Source organism: Kribbella sp. NPDC056861 (assembly GCF_040687575.1).
GTDB lineage: Bacteria > Actinomycetota > Actinomycetes > Propionibacteriales > Kribbellaceae > Kribbella.
On record NZ_JBFBNQ010000009.1, the window covers coordinates 395,693 to 412,306 of the forward strand.

Here is a 16,614-nt window from a genome sequence, read left to right on the forward strand (position 1 = left end):
ACCCCTGGGCTACACACTCAGCGTCGGATGACTCCTGGGTCGGCTTCGAGGGTGATCGAGTCCAAGTTGATGTTGCCGCTGTCTGTTGGGCCGAAGACGAGGTTCAGTGGGGTGGTCTGGCTGAGGTTGAGGCTGACCTGGTGGTCCGACCAGACATCCCAGTTCGGCAATGTGGGCAGTTGGAGCTGGAGGGACTGCGAGCCGCTGGCCAGCGTCATGGTCTGGGTGGCGCCCATCGCGTTGGCGTAGCGCAGACGGACGGAGTACAGGCCGTCGGCGAGCACCGGGGTGTTGAACCGGACGCCGCTGTCCTTGGTCTTCAGGCAGGCAACGAATCCGGTGCCGGTGTAGCCGGTGTGGTCCGTACGGCGGCAGGCGCCGGCGACCAGTTGCTCGGTCTCCGCTTCGATCCGGCGTGGCTCGGCGGCAAATACCTTGCTCGCGGCAAGGAGTTGCGTCGCGGTCTCCGGTGGGATCGGTCCCGCCTCGACCAAGGTGGTGAAGCGGGTGACGGCTTGGCGCATCGCTGCTGGGTCGGCCGCGATCGCTGCGGTGATGGCGGTTCTGACCTCGGCCATCAGGTGGGCCGAGACGGTGGGATCGATTGTTGCCTGACGCACCTTGAGGGCGAGGGCGAAGAGCGCTTGCGGGCTGCCAAGGCGGGTGGTGAGGTTGTTGTCGATCGCGGTCCGGGCTGCTGTGGTGATGTTGGATCGGCCGTAGAGGTTGAGCCGGACGTCTTGCAGGGCGAGGAGTCGGCCGGTCAGGTCGCCGTCGCGCAGCTTGGTCTCTGCCGTGGTGATCGAGGGTTGAAGGACGGCTGCGGCGGACGAGGTGAGGTCGCCTGATCGTCTGAGCTCGCGGACGAGGTTCTGCAGTGAATTCGGTTGGTGGACCTGGGTCGCCTCGCTGCGCTCGCCGGTGGGTGCGCCGATGGCGACTCGGAAGTCTCGGTCGGGGACCTCGGCGGCGGGGAGTTTGATGGTGACAGTTCGGGTTCCACCGCCTGCGACACGGACATGTTGTGGGGTGCTGGCTGGGCGTCCGTCGAGGAACACCTGGGTCTCCAGGTCGGCGACGGTACTGCCTTCGTTGGTGAGAGACGACTTGACCGTGAGCTGTTGGGTGGCTGGGTCCAGCGTGGCTTCGGGGGTTGGGTAGGTCGCCTGCGGACCGGAGTACCAGGGGAGGGTGTCGGCGGTTGTCGCCGGTCGGATCTTGACTGCTTGGCCACCGGCGGCGACCAGGGACATGGACAGGCGGGTGGAGGATCGGACCAGGACTTTGCGGATCTCGATCGGCAGGGGGTTGCCCTTCCAGATGGTCTCCTGGGCGTCCGCGTAGATCTCGGCCACGAAGGTGCCGTGGGGGAGGAACGTGAGCGGGAGTTCGAGGGTCCGGTCGTTCTCGTCGGTGATCGCGCCGACGTACCAGGTGTCGCCCTTGCGTCGGGCGGTTGTGGTGTAGTCGCCGATCACGCTGTCGAGTACACGAGTCTCGTCCCAGCTGGCCGGGAGGTCCTTGAGGAAAGCGAATCCGGGGTGCGCGGCGTAGTTCTCGGGGGTGTCCGCGAGCATCTGCAGCGGGCTGAAGAACGTCGGGTACAGCGCGAGCTGCGCGGCCGAGGTGGTCTGGACGCGGGTGTTGAGACGGGCCGGATCCCAGGTGACGTTGAGGACGCCCGGGGTGTAGTCGGCCGGGCCGCCCATGAAGCGGGTGAAGGGCAGGATCGTTGCCTGCGCGGGCGGGTTGCCGTTGGCGCCCATGTAGTTCTGCATCTCCATGCCCGCGACGCCTTCGCCGGTCATCATGTTCGGGTAGGTGCGGGCCAGACCGGTCGGCTTGATCGCCTCATGCGCGTCGACCGTGATGTGATGCTTGGCGGCCGCGTCGATCACCCGTTGGTAGTGCTTCACGGCTTCCTGGTCATAGTGGCTGCGATTGACCCCGCCCAGCAGGAACTTCGTGGCATAACCGGTCTTGATGGCGTGGATACCAAGCGCCTCGTACCGGCTGAAGATCTTCTCCAGGTTCTGGTCGTAGTAGTCGACGTCGCCGCGGGTCTCGTTGTGCGCGATGTAGCCGACCTCGTTGGCCGCCGCGTACCGGAGTACCTCGGGGAGATCGAAGTCGGCTTGCGGGGTGAGGAAGTCCTGGTTGGCCCATGCGCCGCCCGAGTTGGCGTTCCACCCCTCGGCCAGCACGAACTTGGCACCGGCCTGCTTGGCCAGATCGACGTACTGCTTGACCCTTTGCGTGGTCGCGCCGTGCTTGGGCCCGGCCGTCCAGGTGGTGTCCCGCCGCTGCAGTTCCCACCAGACACCGACGTACGTCGCCGGCTTGATCCACGACGTGTCGTCGCAGATCGCACAGGGGTCGTTGAGGTTCTCGATCAGATGCGACTCACCCAGCTCGCCGGGCCGCTCACCGATCGTCAAGGTCCGCCACGGCGTGGAGAACTCGCCGTTCAGCTTGGCCTTCGTCCCATCCGGCAGCCCGATCAGCTCGCTGGTAAACCGCCCCGGCGCTGTGGCTCTGAGCGTCATGCTGGGGTAATCAGTCAGATCAGCCTCATGCACCACCACGTAGGCGTCGCTGGCAGGCGAGACAGTGATGGGAGTCTGCGCGGTCGCCACCCCACTCAGCGGCAGATCGCGATAGTGCTGCTCATCAGCCGACCACGTCTTTCCCGCCGGAATCGACCAACTCCGCGCCACCGGATCAAGCACGAACTCCGTCTGCTCCGCCGTCACGGCGTACGACGTAAGCCCCGCCTGCTCGGGAAAGTGGTACCGAAACCCGACCCCGTCGTCGAACACCCGGAACACCAGGTCGAGCTTGAACCCCGTCCCGGCCTGCACCGAGTGCACGGTCAACTCACTCGCGTGGTTCCTGACGCTGCTCGCCGTCCCCCACACGGGCTTCCACGTCTCATCGATGGATCGCCGCTCGACGGACTCGATCGACATCCCCTGCGTGAGACTCGGCCGCCCAGCAAGATCAACCCCGAGGCCCGACGTACCGACCAGCACCCGGCCGCGACTGTTCACGCTGTAACTCAGCCGCCCGTTGACAGTCTCGACCGCAACCTTGAGCTCCCTATCCGGAGACTCGACAACCTGAGCGCTGTCGCTGACGTCAGCTCGAGCAGGCGCCGCAACCACCGCCCCGAAGAAGAGCATGACGGCCAGAAATCCTGCCGCCCCCGTGCGCTTTCTGCCAGAACGGTTCATGCGTGCCTCTCTCCGCCGACGCCTCGGGAGGCAGCCTAATTCGTCCCCTGCCAGCCGTGGACTCGAGCTGTTCCGGCGGAGAGCATGAGTCCAGGAGAAGTCACGGGGACCGAGACTGACACCAGGGGGTCCGATGACATCGGCAGACAAGGTTTTCGAGTTGGTCGACGACCAGCGGGCGGACGAGTTCGCCGCGCTCTTCGCCGACGGGGGCCGGTTCGTGTTCGGCAACAACGAGGCGCTGGCCGGTCGGGAGGCGATCGCCGCTGGCAACCGGGCCTTCTTCGCGATGATCCAGAGCCTCAGTCACGAAATCGTGAACGCATGGGTCAACGGCAGCACCACGGTCGCCGAGACGACGGTCACCTATACGCGCCTGGACGGGCGCACCGTGACAGTGCCGGCCGTATCGATCTGGGAGGTCGATGAGGCCGGCCTGATCACCAGCTACCGAATCTTCGTGGACCTAGCGCCGCTCTTCGCTCCCTGACGCCGGATCCACCGTTTGGTTCTCGTTGGTCAGCGTTCGACGGAGACTGCGGCGAATCTCGCTTGGGCGCGGCCGGCGGTGGTCTGCAGGCCGACGTAGCTGGTGGACGGGATCAGGGTCGGGTCGTTGGTGGACAGGACCAGTTGGTCGTTGTCGTAGAGGTCGAGGCGTGAACCGGTCAGTTTGAAGGCGAGGCGGTGGGCCTGGCCGACGGCGATGTCGGTGGCCGCTCCGGTGCCGGCGAGCTTGGTGTTGACGCCGTTGTCCATCACGCCGATCGCGTACTTCTGGTTCCAGGACGCAATGCCGGCGTAGTAATAGCTGTCGCGGTCTGTGTAGCGGGCGAGCAGGACGTTGTCTCGTTCACCGACGGCCTGGCTGAGTGGGGTGACGGTCGCAGCCAGGGTGTAGTCGCGCGCGTCGATGCGGACATTGCCCTGCAGCGTCTGGGGGCGATCGGCGGGGGCATTGCCCAGGGAGACGGCCTGCCGATCGCGGACGGTGAAGGAGGCTCCGGTCGGTACCTGCCAGGCTTGGTTCATGCACCACTTGGCAGGGTCGATCGTCTGCAGGTTGTCGTTCCAGATCGCCAGGTTGATGGTCTCGTTCCAGCCCGGCCGGTTGTTCTTCACGTTGTAGTACATGTACTTGCGGCCCTGGTGCTCGACGACGAACTGCCGGTAGATCATGCCGTCCTCCGGCCCGTCGACGACTCCTAGGTCGAGCTCCATCGACGAGCGGTTGAGCTGCCAGGTCAGGCCGTCCGGCGAGGTCAGGCGGCCGCCACGGGACGGATAGTCGGCCTGCCAGCCGACGATGCGCGTCTCATAGGTCCCGTCAGGCAGCTTGCGCACGTTGGGTCCGCCGATGCCGAGTGAGGCCCAGCCGCCGTCCTGCATCGGCCGGATCAGCGGGTTGGCGGGGTGCTTGGTCCACGGCCCGGCCGGGTTGGTGGCTGTCGCGTAGCAGACGTACTCCGGTTCGCCGCCGGCCGAGGCGATCATCCCGGCGGTGTACCACATCTTCCACAGGCGGGCGCCGGCGTCGTACAGGAGTGAGGAGTTGTAGATCCACCTGTCCTCCCACGGCAGCGTCGAGGTCAGGACGACGCCGCCCTTGGTCCACGGGCCACCAGGGTTCGTGGCGGACGCGTAGTGGATCGCCCCGTTGCCGTCGGCCGCGACACCGAAGTACGTCATGTGCCAGCGGCCGCCCTGGTAGACCACGCTCGGCTGGTTGAGCGCGTTGCTCTCGGTGGGCAGCGTCGGGCGGAGTACGGGCTCGGTCTGCTTGGTCCACTGGCGTCCGTCCTGGCTGGTCGCGTAGCCGACACCGTGCAGCGAGCCGTACCAGAGCTTGAAGAGCGGACCGCCGCCGCTGCCGTACACCAGGCACGGATCCTGCAGCAGCGAGCTCTCCCAGGGCAGGTCCTGGCGCATCACCACGCCTTGGCGTTCCCAGCCCGGTACTGCGCCGAAGTCGTCGCGAAACATCAGAGCCCTCCTCGAAGCAGTGCTGGCAACGGCAGGCTGCTGTACTCCGGTCGCCACCACAGCGCCGGTCACCAGGCCCGCACTGCCACCGATGAACGTGCGTCGGTTCACCCCACTGGTCATTGCTGTCTCCTCACGTCGATGAAAGCTCCGTCTGCCTGCAATGAGTCCGCGGCGGCGATCACCACGGCGAGGTCCTCCAGACCCTCCTCGCCGATCACGAGTGGATCGCGCGACTCCTGGATCGCCGCCGCCCAGTCGTTCACGATCGAGGCGTGGCTGTCGTAGTAGTTCTCGTTGCCGAGCCGCTCGGTGCGATCCGGCGTCCAGAGCGCGTAACCGCCCTGGTGCTGTTCGTAGTCCACGACGACGTCGAGTCGCCCGGCGTCGCCGTACAGGGTTGCCTCTGACTGGTCCCAGGTGCCGGGGCTCTGCCAGGTGAGCAGGGATTGCGCGACGATCCCGCTGTCGAGCCGAAGGGTCAGCGACAGCGTTTCGTGCGAGCCGACGGCTGACACCGCGGAGACCGATCCGGCGAGCTGCCGGATCAGGCTGACCTGGTGAGTGCCTTGGTCGAGCAGGATGCCGCCCGCCGGTCCGGTGCCTTCTCGCCAGTCACGCCGCCAGACTCCGTCCAGTTGGTACGCCCTGGTGGAGCGCACCGCGAGCGTCCGGCCGATCACACCGTCGGCCAGCAACGCCCGAGCCTGTTGAACCGCCTGCAGATGCGGGTAGTTCTCAGCAACAGCCAGTACGACGCCCGCCGACCGCGCCGCGTCGACGATCCGGCGTGCATCGTCGAGCGTGGTGGCGATCGGCTTCTCCACCAGCACGTGTTTGCCATGCTCGATCGCCGTCAGCGCGACCTGCGCATGCAGGTGATGCGGCACCCGGACGTCGACCGCGTCCACCTCGTCCAGCGCGTCCTTCAACTCACCAAACGCGCGAGCACCGCTGTACTTCGCTACTGCCTCCGCCCGCTTCTGATCGGGGTCGACCACCGCGACCAGCTCGACTGCGGCGCCGGGATAGGTGTCACGGGCAACAATCTCGCCGATGGCGCCGGCCCCCGCCAGCGCCACTCTGACCGCACTCATCTTTGCTTCCTCTCCGTCGTTCGGGCGCGCAGCCGATCGGTGACGATCGCGATCGCCAGCACCGCGCCGAGCACGATCTGCTGGTAGTAAGGGGAGACGTGCAGGATCACCAGTCCGCTGTTGATGCAGACCAGGAGGATCGCGCCGAATGCGACCCCGAGCACCCGGCCGATCCCGCCGGTGAGGCTGATCCCACCGATCACCGCAGCGGCGATCGCGTTCAGCTCCCAGCCGGTGCCGATACTCGGCTGACCGACGCCGAGCCGCCCAGCGACCAGTACGCCGACCGCCGCGGCGCAGGAGCTGCTGACGACGTACGTCAGGATGATGCGTCTGTTGGTGCGGATGCCGGCCAGTCGAGCTGCCTCGGCGTTGCTGCCGACGGCGTACACCTGGCGTCCTTGGTAGGTGCGTTCCAGGAACAGCCAGGCGATCAGGCAAGCACCCGCGAAGATCAGTGTCGGCAGCGGCACACCAGCGATGCGGAGCTGGGCGAGGTCGGTGAACGCAGTACCGACGCCATCGATCGGGAATCCTTCGGTGATCGCCAGCGCGGCGCCGCGGGCCATCACCAAGGTGACCAGCGTCGTCACGAACGGCGGTACGCCGATGGCGGTCACCGCGAAGCCGTGCACCAGACCGATCGTTGCTCCGGTCAACAGAGCCGCGGCGATCGCGATCGCGCCGGGGAGTCCTGCGTGGACGTTGAGCCAGGCCGACCAGACGGCGGAGAAGGCGACCACCGAGCCGACGGACAGATCGATCCCGCCGGTCAGCATGACGAAACTGACGCCCAAGGCAAGCAATCCGTACTGCGCGAGGTCGACGCCCATCGTCTGCAGGTTGGCGCCGCTCGCGAAGTTGCCGCTGGCCGTCGAGAAGACCGCGAACAGCACGACGACCGCGACGACCACGCCCACCTCCTGTCCACGCAGGAAGCGATTCACAGCTGTGGTTGCGGTCATCGCGCGTCTCCTGGGGATTGGTTGGCCGCGGTCATCAACGCGTGCTTGCTGTACTCCGCGCGCTCCACCGTCGTGACCAGCTGCCCGCGTGCCAGTACTGCGATCCGGTGCGTGAGCTGCATCAACTCCTCGAGCTCCGACGACGCGACCACGACTGCCGCGCCCTGCGCCGCCGCCTGCTCGATCAGCCGGTAGATCTCTGCCTTCGCCCCGACGTCGACACCGCGGGTTGGTTCGTCCAGCAGCAACAACTTCGGCTTGGTGGCAAACCAGCGGGCGAAGATCGCGCGCTGCTGGTTGCCGCCGGACAACTGGTCGACGGGCTGATCCAGCGACGAGCACCGGACTCGTACCGACCGGCGAAGCTCATCGGTGAACCGGCGTTCCGCCCGCGGCGACAACCCGACCCGGTACTTCGCGAGCGCCGGCAGGGCCGCGAGTGAGATGTTCCAGCGAACCGATGCGCTGGGCAACAAGGACTGGCGCTTGCGATCCTCGGGAATCAGCCCGACCCCGGCCGCGACCGCGTCGGCGGGGTGCTGTGGCGCATAGCTGGAACCGTCCAGCCGCATCGAGCCGCTGGTCGCCGGGATCGACCCCATCAAGGTGTGGATGAGCCGGCTCCGACCGGAGCCCATCAGCCCGGCTACTCCGAGGATCTCGCCTCGTCGCGCAGTCAGGTCGATCGGGCCGAGGCCGGGTGCGGTCAGGCCGGCTACTTCGAGCATCGGGGAAGGTCGTTCGGCCAGGCTCGGCAGCTCGCCCACCAGATCCATCAGCTCGATGCCGACCATCGCCCGCACAATCGCGTCCTGGCTGGCTTCCTGCGGCGCGAGATCCGCCACCACCGAACCGTTGCGCAGGACAACAACCCGATCGGCCACCTGCTGAACCTCGTCAAGTCGATGCCCGATGAAAACAACAACCTTGCCCTGCGCAGCCAACTCGCGGGCCAGGTCGAGCACCCGCTGCGACTCCACCGACCCGAGCGCGGAGGTCGGCTCGTCCAGCACCAGGACGGAAGGCTCGCGTCCCAGCGCCTTCGCGATCTCGACCAGTTGCTGCTGCGCGACCGACAGCGTCGACAGCCGACGACGTACCGGCACCGCCAGCTCGAGGCGCTCCAGAAGCGCGGTCGCGGCCCGCTCGGTCTCACGCCGGTCGTAGATCACCCGGCGACTGCCCGATCGCCTGTTCAGCATGAGGTTTTCGGCAGCCGACAGTTGACCGACAAGCGGGAACTCTTGGGAGACCGTGGCGACACCCAGTTGCTGCGCATGGGCCGGATCGCCGGGGGAGAGCTCGGTGCCGTTGATACGCACGAGGCCAGTGGTCGGCGCGGTCATCCCGGTGATGATCCTGACCAGCGTCGACTTGCCGGCGCCGTTCTCCCCGACCAGCGCGACCACCTCGCCGGCACGCAGTACGAGTTCGTCGACGTTGAGGACCTCGGTCTGCCCGTAGGTCTTCCGTACCCCGGTGACGTGGACCGTGGCGGTCACTTGTTGCTCACGCCAAGCTTCTGCAGGTTCTCGAGGTACGGATCGAGGTTGGACTTCGTCACCAGGCCGATGCCCGAGCTGAGGGTGGAGGCGCCGTCCTGCTCGGTCACGAACGGCTTGAGCAGTTGCTCGGTCGCCTCCTGGCCGAGCACCTTCAGGGCGGTGGTCAGATAGACGCCCATGTAGCCCTGCTGGTACGGGCGTTGCAGGATCATCGCCTGGATCACGCCGTCGCGAACGAACTCGACGGTCTTAGGTTCGGCGTCATCGGCGACCACGACGACCGAGCCCGATTTTCCCGCGGCCTTGATCGCCTGGCCCGCCGCGGGACCGTCGTACGACCAGACGGTGTAGATGCCGGAGAGTCCGGGGTTGGCCTGCAGCGCGGTCTGAGCGTTGGACAAGGCCTTCGCCGGATCCGCGTCGTCGTTGAGGGTGTCGACGATCTTGATGTCGGTGCCTTCCAGCGCCTTCTTGAAACCGGCAACCCGCTGGACGGCGTTGGACGCGGTCAGCGAGCCGGTCAGGATCGCGACCTCGCCCTTGCCGCCGAGCAGCTTCTTCATCGCCTCACCGGCTTGCCGTCCGGCCTCGGTGTTCGGCGTACCGAGGTAGACGACGGGGGAGCTGGTCCCGGACAGCGCCGAGTCGATCGCGACCACCCCGATACCGGCCTTGAGTGCCGCGTTGACCGGGCCCTTGACGGCCGACGGATCGACCGCGGACAAGGTGTAGCCGTCGATCTTGTCCGACCGCAGGGTGTCGAGAATCGACAGTTGCTGGTTCAGGTCACCGCCGGCCGGCGCCTGGAAGGTTGCCTTGACACCGAGCTTGGCGGCGGCCGCCTCCATCCCCTTCTGGCCTTCGGTCCAGAACGCCGACGGGTTGTTGATCACCATCGCTACCCGGACCTTGCTGACGTCCTTGCCCTGCAGGGCGGCGGTGATCTCGTCCTCGACCTGTTTGAGCTGGGCGTCGTTGAAGTCGATCGATCCCGGCAGCTCGGCCACGGTCCGGGTCGCCGCCGGCGCACCCTCGCCGGCCTTGCTGCAGCCCGACAGCAGCAGTGCGGTGCTGACCAGCAGCACGGCACCCGTTTTCACCACGGCGATCCTCGGCATGTCGGTGCTCCTCAATCGATGGAAATCCTCACGCCGGATGTATAGTCTGTTTAATCATACTTTTACAAGAGCTCGTGCCGAGGAGCCCGAATGACACCTCCCGCTGACCCCGGGCCGCGATCACGCGGCCTGCACGGCCGCATCGTGGACGCGATCGGGCAACGGATCGCCCACGGCGACCTGCCGGTCGGTGGTGTCGTTTCGCCTGAGCAGGTGGAGGCGGAGTACCAGGTTTCCCGCTCTGTCGTGCGGGAGGCGCTGCGCACTCTCGAGGTGCTGGGCATGGTCCGGCCGCGGCACAAGGTCGGTACGACGATCCAGCCGCAGGCGTCCTGGGCGCTGCTCGATCCGCAGGTGATCGGCTGGCGCGCCGACGGTCCGGACGGCGATCGGCAACTGTCCGAGCTGCTGGCTTTGCGGGAGGCGGTCGAGCCGGTCGCCGCGAGCATGGCCGCGCGGGAGGCTGCCGATGGGCTGGCCGGCTCGCTGGACCAGCAACTGCAGCAGATGCGCGAGGCGTACGACGTACGGAATCGGGCGGCTTTCGTGATCGCCGACACGAGCTTCCATCGCACGATGCTGGAGGGGTCGGCGAACGCAGTACTGAGCCAGTTGGTGCAGACCCTGCTCGCGACTCTGCATGCGCGGTACTCCGATCGGCATCAGCTCTTCACCACCGACACACCCGCTTCGCTGCAACGGCATGAGCGGGTGGTCGAGGCGATCGCGGCGCGGGATCCGAAGGCCGCCGAGTCCGCCGCGACCGCGTTGGTGAAGGCGTCGCGGGTCGAGGTTCTCGGACCGGACGCGGCGCACTGATGTTCAGCCTGGCGGGCCGGCTGGCCGTCGTGACCGGCTCCTCGCGCGGCATCGGCTTCGGGATCGCGCGCGGCTACTTGGCCGCTGGGGCACGCGTCGTCCTGAACGGGCTCGACCCTGATCGCGTCGAGGCTGCCGCTTCGAAGCTGCGTACCGAGTTGGACCTCTCCGCCGATGCTCTGTTCGTGGCCGCCTTCGATGTCGTCGACGAGGTGGCGGTCGAGCGAGCAGCCGACGAGATTGTCGCCGCGCATGGTTGCCCCGACATCCTGGTGAACAACGCGGGTATTCAGCTCCGGGGTGCGCTGACGGAGCTGCCCACCGAGGACTGGCGCCGGGTCATCGACGTCAACCTGACCAGCGCTTTCGTGGTCGGCCGAACCTTCGCCCGCCCCATGCTGGAACGCGGCAGCGGCAAGATCGTCAACATCTGCTCGGTGCAGAACGCATTGGTGCGCCCGTCCACAGCGCCGTACGCCGCCGCCAAGAACGGCCTGGGCGGCCTGACGCAAAGCATGTGCGCCGAGTGGGCGCCGTACGGGTTGCAGATCAACGGCCTCGCCCCCGGCTACCTCGACACCGACCTCAATGCCTCGTTGGTCGCCGACCCGGAGTTCAGCAGCTGGATCACGCAGCGCACGCCCGCCCGGCGCTGGGGCCAGGTCGACGACATCGTGGGTCCGGCGATCTGGCTCGCCTCGTCAGCGTCGGACTTCGTCAACGGCCAGATCATCTACGTCGACGGCGGCCTGACGGCGGTGATCTGAGTGGACGCGTTGGTCGTCTCGGGCCCTGGCGTGCTGACCATCTCGCAACGGCCTTTGGCTGAGCCGTCGCCGGATCAAGCGGTCGTGCGAGTGCTCTTCGGCGGAATCTGCGGCTCCGACCTCCACTACTGGCGCTCAGGCCGAGTCGGTGAATCAGTACTACTGCGGCCGATGGTGCTAGGCCACGAGGTGGTCGGCGTCGTGGAACGGCCCGCCGCTGACGGATCAGGTCCTGCGGTCGGCACCCGCGTGGCGGTGCACCCCGCCCAGATCTGCGGCGCTTGTGTTTTTTGCGCGCGCGGCGACCAACAACTGTGCGAGAACCTCCGCTACTTAGGCAGCGCAGCCCGCGACCCCCACACCGACGGCGGCTTCTCCGAGCACCTCGTCATCCCGGCGCATCGACTGGTCCCCGTGCCGGACGGCCTGGATCTCCAGGTCGCTGCGTTGGCGGAACCGGCATCCGTAGTACTGCACGGCCTGCGCCGCCTGGAACACCTCGGCCACTCCGTCGAAGGCCGCGACGTCCTGATCACCGGCGCCGGCCCCATCGGCCTACTCGCCGTCGCCCTGGCTCACGCCGGCAACGCCCGCACCATCACAGCCACCGACCTGCACGACAACCCGCTGAAGCTCGCCCTCCAGATCGGCGCAACGCACACAGCCCAAGCCAACGAACCCCTCCCACCCGCCGACCTGGTAATCGAGTCCTCCGGCTCCCCAGCCGCCGTAGCACTAGCCCTCCGAGCCCTCCGCCCCGGCGGCGCCATGGTCAACGTCGGCCACCTCCCCGCCGACGGCGTCCTGGCCCCACTGCACCTAGCGGTCACCAGAGAACTCACCATCGCCGGCTCCAGCCGCTTCTACTCCGAACTCCCAGATGCCTTGGCGATCATCGCCGCGCACCCCCACCTCTTCGCGCCCATCATCAGCGCCACCTACCCACTCGCCTCCGCCGAAGCCGCCTTCGCGGAGGCCGCCGACCCTTCCCGCTCCAGCAAGGTCCTGCTCACTTTCGCGGACTGACCGCGGCGGACTTCGCACGATGTTGCTCCGCTTCATGGAATCAGGCTGGATCATTTGATGGATTTGGATGGTTCGGCTGCTGAGACTGGCTCCACCTCGACGAGACGGAGCACGCAATGCGCAAGCTGATCGCGGCGATGAAGATGTCGCTCGACGCGAAGATCGAAGGTCCCGACGGGACGGCGGACTGGGCGGAGTCGTGGTCGGAGGACTTCGGGCTGACGGCGCAGGTCGATGCCTGCCTGCTGGGCGGCGGGATGTACCCCGGCTACGAGGGTTACTGGACGTCGGTGCAGACGAAGCCGCAGACGCCGGCGTGGATCACCGGCGAGCCGCCGACGGCAGCCGAGCTGGAATGGGCCGACTTCGTCAAGGAGACCCCGCACTACGTGTTGTCGACCACGCTGGAGACGGCGAACTGGCCCAACGTGACCTTCCTTCGGTCAGTAGCTGAGGTGGCCGAGCTCAAGGCCGAGGAGGGTGGAGACATCTACCTGGTCGGCGGCGCGCGGATCACTGCCAGTCTGATCGAGGCCGGGCTGGTCGACGAGCTGCGGCTCATCACCTATCCGTTGATCGCGGGCGCGGACAGCAAGGCGTTGTTCCCGACGGCACCGCGTCGCAAGGCCGAGCTGACCGAAGTACGCCAGCTCGAGGGCGGCAAGATCGCCTCGACCTATGTTTTCGGCGGTGACGCCGAGACTCCCCATGAGCTGGTTCTGACCAACGTCTACTCGGTGGTGCCGGAGGCCGTGTGGGCGGCCTGGACCGATCCGGACCAGTTCGCCCAGTGGTGGGTCGGGAGCGGTTTCACCACCAGCGGAGTGGTGATGGAGTTGCGGCCCGGCGGACGCTTCGCAGCCCGGCAAACCTCCGACGACGGCTCGATCGACCTGCCGTTCAACGGTTTCGTCCGAGCGGCGGTGCCCGGCGAGCGGCTGGTCTTCACGCTGAGCGAGAACGACAGCCCCGACCAGCCCGCCCGAACCGAGCTGACCGTGAACCTTCGGGCGGTCGACGGTGGCACCGAGCAGGAGTTCCACCAGACCGGCGTGGTCACCGACGAGCACTTCGAAGCGCTGAAGGCCGGCACCATCACCTTCTTCGATCAGCTCGGCGAGCACCTCGCGTCCCGCCGTCCTAGCTGAGCAGCGACAACGTCTCCTCGGCGGCAGCGGCGATGAGCGCATCGTGTCGTTCGGCGTTCTTGACGCCTTTGGTGGAGAGGACAGCGAGTACGACGGGCGCCCGGTTGGGTGGCCACAGGATGGCGATGTCGTTGCGGCCGCCGTAGCCCGCAGTACCGGTCTTGTCGCCGACCTTCCAGTCCTTTGGCGCGCCGGCGCGGATCGTGGTGTCGCCGGTGGTGTTGTTCTGCAGCCAGCCGACCAGGAGAGCGCGTTTGGCCGGCGGGAGGGCGTTGCCCAGGGTGAGTTTCTGAAGGGTGGTCGCGATGGCCTTAGGTGTGGTGGTGTCGCGTGGGTCGCCGGGTACGCCATCGCTCAGGGACGGCTCGTTGCGGTCGGAGCGCATGACGGTGTCGCCGAGCTTCCGCAGCCCGGCCTGGAAGCCTGCGGGGCCGCCGAGCTCGGTGAGCATCAGATTGGCCGCGGCGTTGTCGCTGTAGCGGATCGAGGCGTCACAGAGCTGCTGCAAGGTCATCCCGGTCTTGACGTGCTTGCGAGTGATCGGCGAGTTGTCGAGCAGGTCGGACTCGGAGTACTGGATCAGCTTGTTCATGTCATTGCCCTGAGCAAGCAATACGCCGGCGGCGAGCGCCTTGAAGGTCGAGGCGTAGGCGAAGCGCTCGTCGGCGCGATAGGCGATGGTGCGCTGGGAACCGGTGTCCAGCGCGAAGACTCCGAGCCGTGCGGAGTACTGCTTCTCCAGCTTGCGGAACGGCGCTGTTGCTGGGGTTGGCGACGGCGTCGGTGCCGGACTGCTCGTGCTCGGCTGTGTCGGTGGCGGTGTTGCGGGGGCGACGGCCTCCGGTCCGGAGGAGCACCCGGCGGACACCATCACGACGGCGGCGAAAGTACTGAGAAGAAGTCGTCGCATGGCATCGACACTGTATCGGGTCGGCGATCACGGACCCGATCCGCGCGAAGGGGATGCGCTGTTCTGGGGTTCGGAAATGACCTTCCGCGAGGGGAGAATCGATCCATGATTCTGGTGACCGGGGCGACCGGACAAGCTGGTGGTGCAGTGGTCCGCGGTCTGCTGGATCGAGGGCACGCAGTACGGGCGGTGGCCTCGGCGCGGAGTGCCGCAGCTGTGGATCCACGGGCCGAGGTGGCCGTCGTGGACCTCAACGATGCCGGCAGTTTCCGTACGGCGCTCGACGGGGTCGACGCGGCGTTCGTCCACAGCGGCTATCCGGGCATCGACGAGTCCATGGCGGAACTGCGGGTTCGAGGCGTCCAGCGAGTAGTACTGCTGTCGTCGTCAGCCGCGCCGTCCGGAGACCTCACCAATGCGGTCGGCGCCTATCACATCCGCTCCGAGCAGGCTCTTCGCGACAACGGACCGGAGTGGACGTTCCTGCGCCCGTACAGCCTGATGAGCAACACTTTGCGCTGGCTCGACCAGTTACGCGCCGGGGACACCGTGCGGCTCCCGTTCCCCGACGTCGCAGTGGCCACGCTGCACCCCGACGACCTGGCGGCTGTCGCCGCCGTGTGCCTGACCGAGAGCGGGCATGCGCATCAGGCGTACGCCGTATCCGGGCCGGTGGCGCTGCGACCAGAGGAGCAGGTGGCGATCGTCGCTGCGGCGATCGGCCGTCCACTGCGTTTCGAAGGCATCCCCAACGACCGGGTGCGCGAGGAGCTCGCGGAGTCAACGCCGCCGGCGTACGTCGACGCTTTCTACCGCTTGTTCGTCGAGGGCGAGGCAGACGAGACGACGATCGTCCCAACGGTGCAAGACCTCACCGGTCAAGCTCCCCGCACCCTCCACGACTGGGCTTCGGCGCATGCGAAAGACCTAATTGATCAATAGAGGCAGGGCCTCCGCGAAGGCGGCCGGGTCCTCCTGCGGGAGCAGGTGCTCCGCTGGGATCACCGAACACGGCGGCGATGACATCCTTGGATCCCCAGGCGGCACGTGCTGGCAGGTCTGCCAGCACGCATCGAAGGACGGCAGCACATTCGGGCCTCGCAGATCGCGGCGTGGTCCGATGATCAGGGGAGGTCGACGGTAGTACCGGTCAATCGCTGCCGGATCTGCCGGGCGACAGCGAGCAGGATCGCATCCTCGTCCTGGGCTGTGCGCGTCACGATCGACACCACGCGCGTCGGCGGGTCTTCGAGCGAGACGGCGATGACTCCCTCCGGCAGCGCGGGGCGGCCGAGTCTGGGAGCGAGCGCCAGCCCGAGTCCCGCCCGGACGAACTCGATGTGCAGCGCCAGATCGCTCAGCTCCGCGGCCACCCGTGGCGGCTTGCCGGCATCGGCGAGCAGATGGCCCAGCGTTCCGCCCGGAGCGGACACCCAAGGTCGCTCGACCAGAATCTCTGGAGGGGTCGAGGCGGTGATGCCAGTGTCCTCGCGGAGGCAGATGATGTCAGCCGGGTCGTCCAGCAGCCGTCTGCTGGTGAGCTTCGGGTGGGGTGGGCGTGGTTGACCGCGCCAGTGCGGGACCAGGGCGAGGTCGATCCGGCCACTGGCCAAAGCCGCTTCGGACTTGTCCGCCTCCAGCTCCACGATGTTGATCGACAGTCCTGGGTGCTGGTCGCGTAGCTCGGCAACAGCGGTGAGCAAGCCGCCGCGGATCGCGGAGGTGAACGCCGCGACCCGGACTCGCCCGGTCAGGCGCGTCGACGGCGTGGACATCTGCCGGGTCACCTGGTCGAACTGGTCGAGTAGCGGACTCACCTGCGCGAGCAACTCATGCGCGGCAGGCGTGAGGGCCACCCGGCGGCCGGTCCTGATCGTCATCGGCGTCCCGAGGGTCCGGCCGAGACGCTGCAGCTGCTGACTCACCGCCGACGGGCTCAGCGACAACTCCAGCGCAGCCTCGGTAACCGTGCCGAACTCGTTCACCGCCGCCAGGACACGGAAGGGGAAGAGATCATCAATGTTGCCGTGCTTCATGGAATGA

The 16,614-nt window shown here is 67.2% G+C and carries 14 protein-coding genes; 6 read left to right on the forward strand and 8 right to left on the reverse strand.

The window, feature by feature from the left end; all coding sequences use genetic code 11:
• Nucleotides 1-17 precede the first annotated feature (17 nt).
• Nucleotides 18-3,182 (reverse strand): glycoside hydrolase family 97 catalytic domain-containing protein, encoded by a 3,165-nt coding sequence (locus AB0P21_RS38775; RefSeq protein ID WP_363704049.1) that lies wholly within the window; start codon nucleotides 3,180-3,182, stop codon nucleotides 18-20.
• Nucleotides 3,183-3,366: 184 nt separating this feature from the next.
• On the opposite strand from AB0P21_RS38775, the gene AB0P21_RS38780 reads away from it, so the two are divergent.
• The gene (locus tag AB0P21_RS38780; RefSeq protein WP_363704051.1) at nucleotides 3,367-3,723 is read left to right on the forward strand and encodes a nuclear transport factor 2 family protein; all 357 of its coding nucleotides are present in this window, start codon (nucleotides 3,367-3,369) and stop codon (nucleotides 3,721-3,723) included.
• Nucleotides 3,724-3,752: 29 nt separating this feature from the next.
• Here the strand turns inward: AB0P21_RS38780 and AB0P21_RS38785 are convergent, their stop codons facing one another.
• The 5 genes from AB0P21_RS38785 to AB0P21_RS38805 are packed head-to-tail and all read right to left on the reverse strand — an operon-like array spanning nucleotide 3,753 to nucleotide 9,901.
• A complete protein-coding gene (locus tag AB0P21_RS38785) occupies nucleotides 3,753-5,339 on the reverse strand; it encodes a hypothetical protein (protein WP_363704053.1) in 1,587 nt (528 codons plus the stop codon).
• Entirely contained in the window at nucleotides 5,336-6,313 is a 978-nt protein-coding gene (locus AB0P21_RS38790) for a Gfo/Idh/MocA family oxidoreductase (protein ID WP_363704055.1), read from the reverse strand. The genes AB0P21_RS38785 and AB0P21_RS38790 overlap by 4 nt, the downstream gene beginning before the upstream one ends.
• On the reverse strand, nucleotides 6,310-7,278 hold the full coding sequence (locus AB0P21_RS38795) for an ABC transporter permease (RefSeq protein WP_363704057.1): 969 nt from the start codon (nucleotides 7,276-7,278) through the stop codon (nucleotides 6,310-6,312). Before AB0P21_RS38795 ends, AB0P21_RS38790 begins: the two co-directional genes overlap by 4 nt.
• A complete protein-coding gene (locus tag AB0P21_RS38800; protein ID WP_363704059.1) occupies nucleotides 7,275-8,780 on the reverse strand; it encodes a sugar ABC transporter ATP-binding protein in 1,506 nt (501 codons plus the stop codon). Before AB0P21_RS38800 ends, AB0P21_RS38795 begins: the two co-directional genes overlap by 4 nt.
• Nucleotides 8,777-9,901, reverse strand: coding sequence for a substrate-binding domain-containing protein (locus AB0P21_RS38805; protein WP_363704061.1), 1,125 nt, complete (start codon nucleotides 9,899-9,901; stop codon nucleotides 8,777-8,779). The genes AB0P21_RS38800 and AB0P21_RS38805 overlap by 4 nt, the downstream gene beginning before the upstream one ends.
• Before the next feature lie 90 nt (nucleotides 9,902-9,991).
• Here AB0P21_RS38805 and AB0P21_RS38810 point away from each other — a divergent pair, with 90 nt between their 5' ends.
• The 4 genes from AB0P21_RS38810 (at nucleotide 9,992) to AB0P21_RS38825 (ending at nucleotide 13,661) form a co-directional block, all read left to right on the forward strand.
• Nucleotides 9,992-10,720 carry an FCD domain-containing protein gene (locus AB0P21_RS38810; protein WP_363704063.1) on the forward strand — a complete coding sequence of 243 codons (729 nt, stop codon included), beginning with the start codon at nucleotides 9,992-9,994 and terminating at the stop codon, nucleotides 10,718-10,720.
• Nucleotides 10,720-11,487 carry an SDR family oxidoreductase gene (locus AB0P21_RS38815; RefSeq protein ID WP_363704065.1) on the forward strand — a complete coding sequence of 256 codons (768 nt, stop codon included), beginning with the start codon at nucleotides 10,720-10,722 and terminating at the stop codon, nucleotides 11,485-11,487. Before AB0P21_RS38810 ends, AB0P21_RS38815 begins: the two co-directional genes overlap by 1 nt.
• Nucleotides 11,488-12,513: an alcohol dehydrogenase catalytic domain-containing protein gene (locus AB0P21_RS38820; protein WP_363704067.1), complete on the forward strand. Its 1,026-nt coding sequence runs from the start codon at nucleotides 11,488-11,490 to the stop codon at nucleotides 12,511-12,513. It begins immediately after the preceding gene.
• 116 nt (nucleotides 12,514-12,629) lie between these two features.
• On the forward strand, nucleotides 12,630-13,661 hold the full coding sequence (locus tag AB0P21_RS38825) for an SRPBCC domain-containing protein (protein ID WP_363704069.1): 1,032 nt from the start codon (nucleotides 12,630-12,632) through the stop codon (nucleotides 13,659-13,661).
• Here the strand turns inward: AB0P21_RS38825 and bla are convergent.
• Entirely contained in the window at nucleotides 13,654-14,571 is a 918-nt protein-coding gene (gene bla, locus AB0P21_RS38830; protein ID WP_363704071.1) for a class A beta-lactamase, read from the reverse strand. The genes AB0P21_RS38825 and bla overlap by 8 nt on opposite strands.
• A 105-nt stretch (nucleotides 14,572-14,676) precedes the next feature.
• Between bla and AB0P21_RS38835 the strand changes: the two genes are divergently transcribed.
• Entirely contained in the window at nucleotides 14,677-15,513 is an 837-nt protein-coding gene (locus AB0P21_RS38835) for an NAD(P)H-binding protein (RefSeq protein WP_363704073.1), read from the forward strand.
• A gap of 182 nt (nucleotides 15,514-15,695) precedes the next feature.
• On the opposite strand, the gene AB0P21_RS38840 is transcribed toward AB0P21_RS38835, so the two are convergent.
• Nucleotides 15,696-16,607, reverse strand: coding sequence for a LysR family transcriptional regulator (locus AB0P21_RS38840; protein WP_363704075.1), 912 nt, complete (start codon nucleotides 16,605-16,607; stop codon nucleotides 15,696-15,698).
• Nucleotides 16,608-16,614 lie beyond the last annotated feature (7 nt).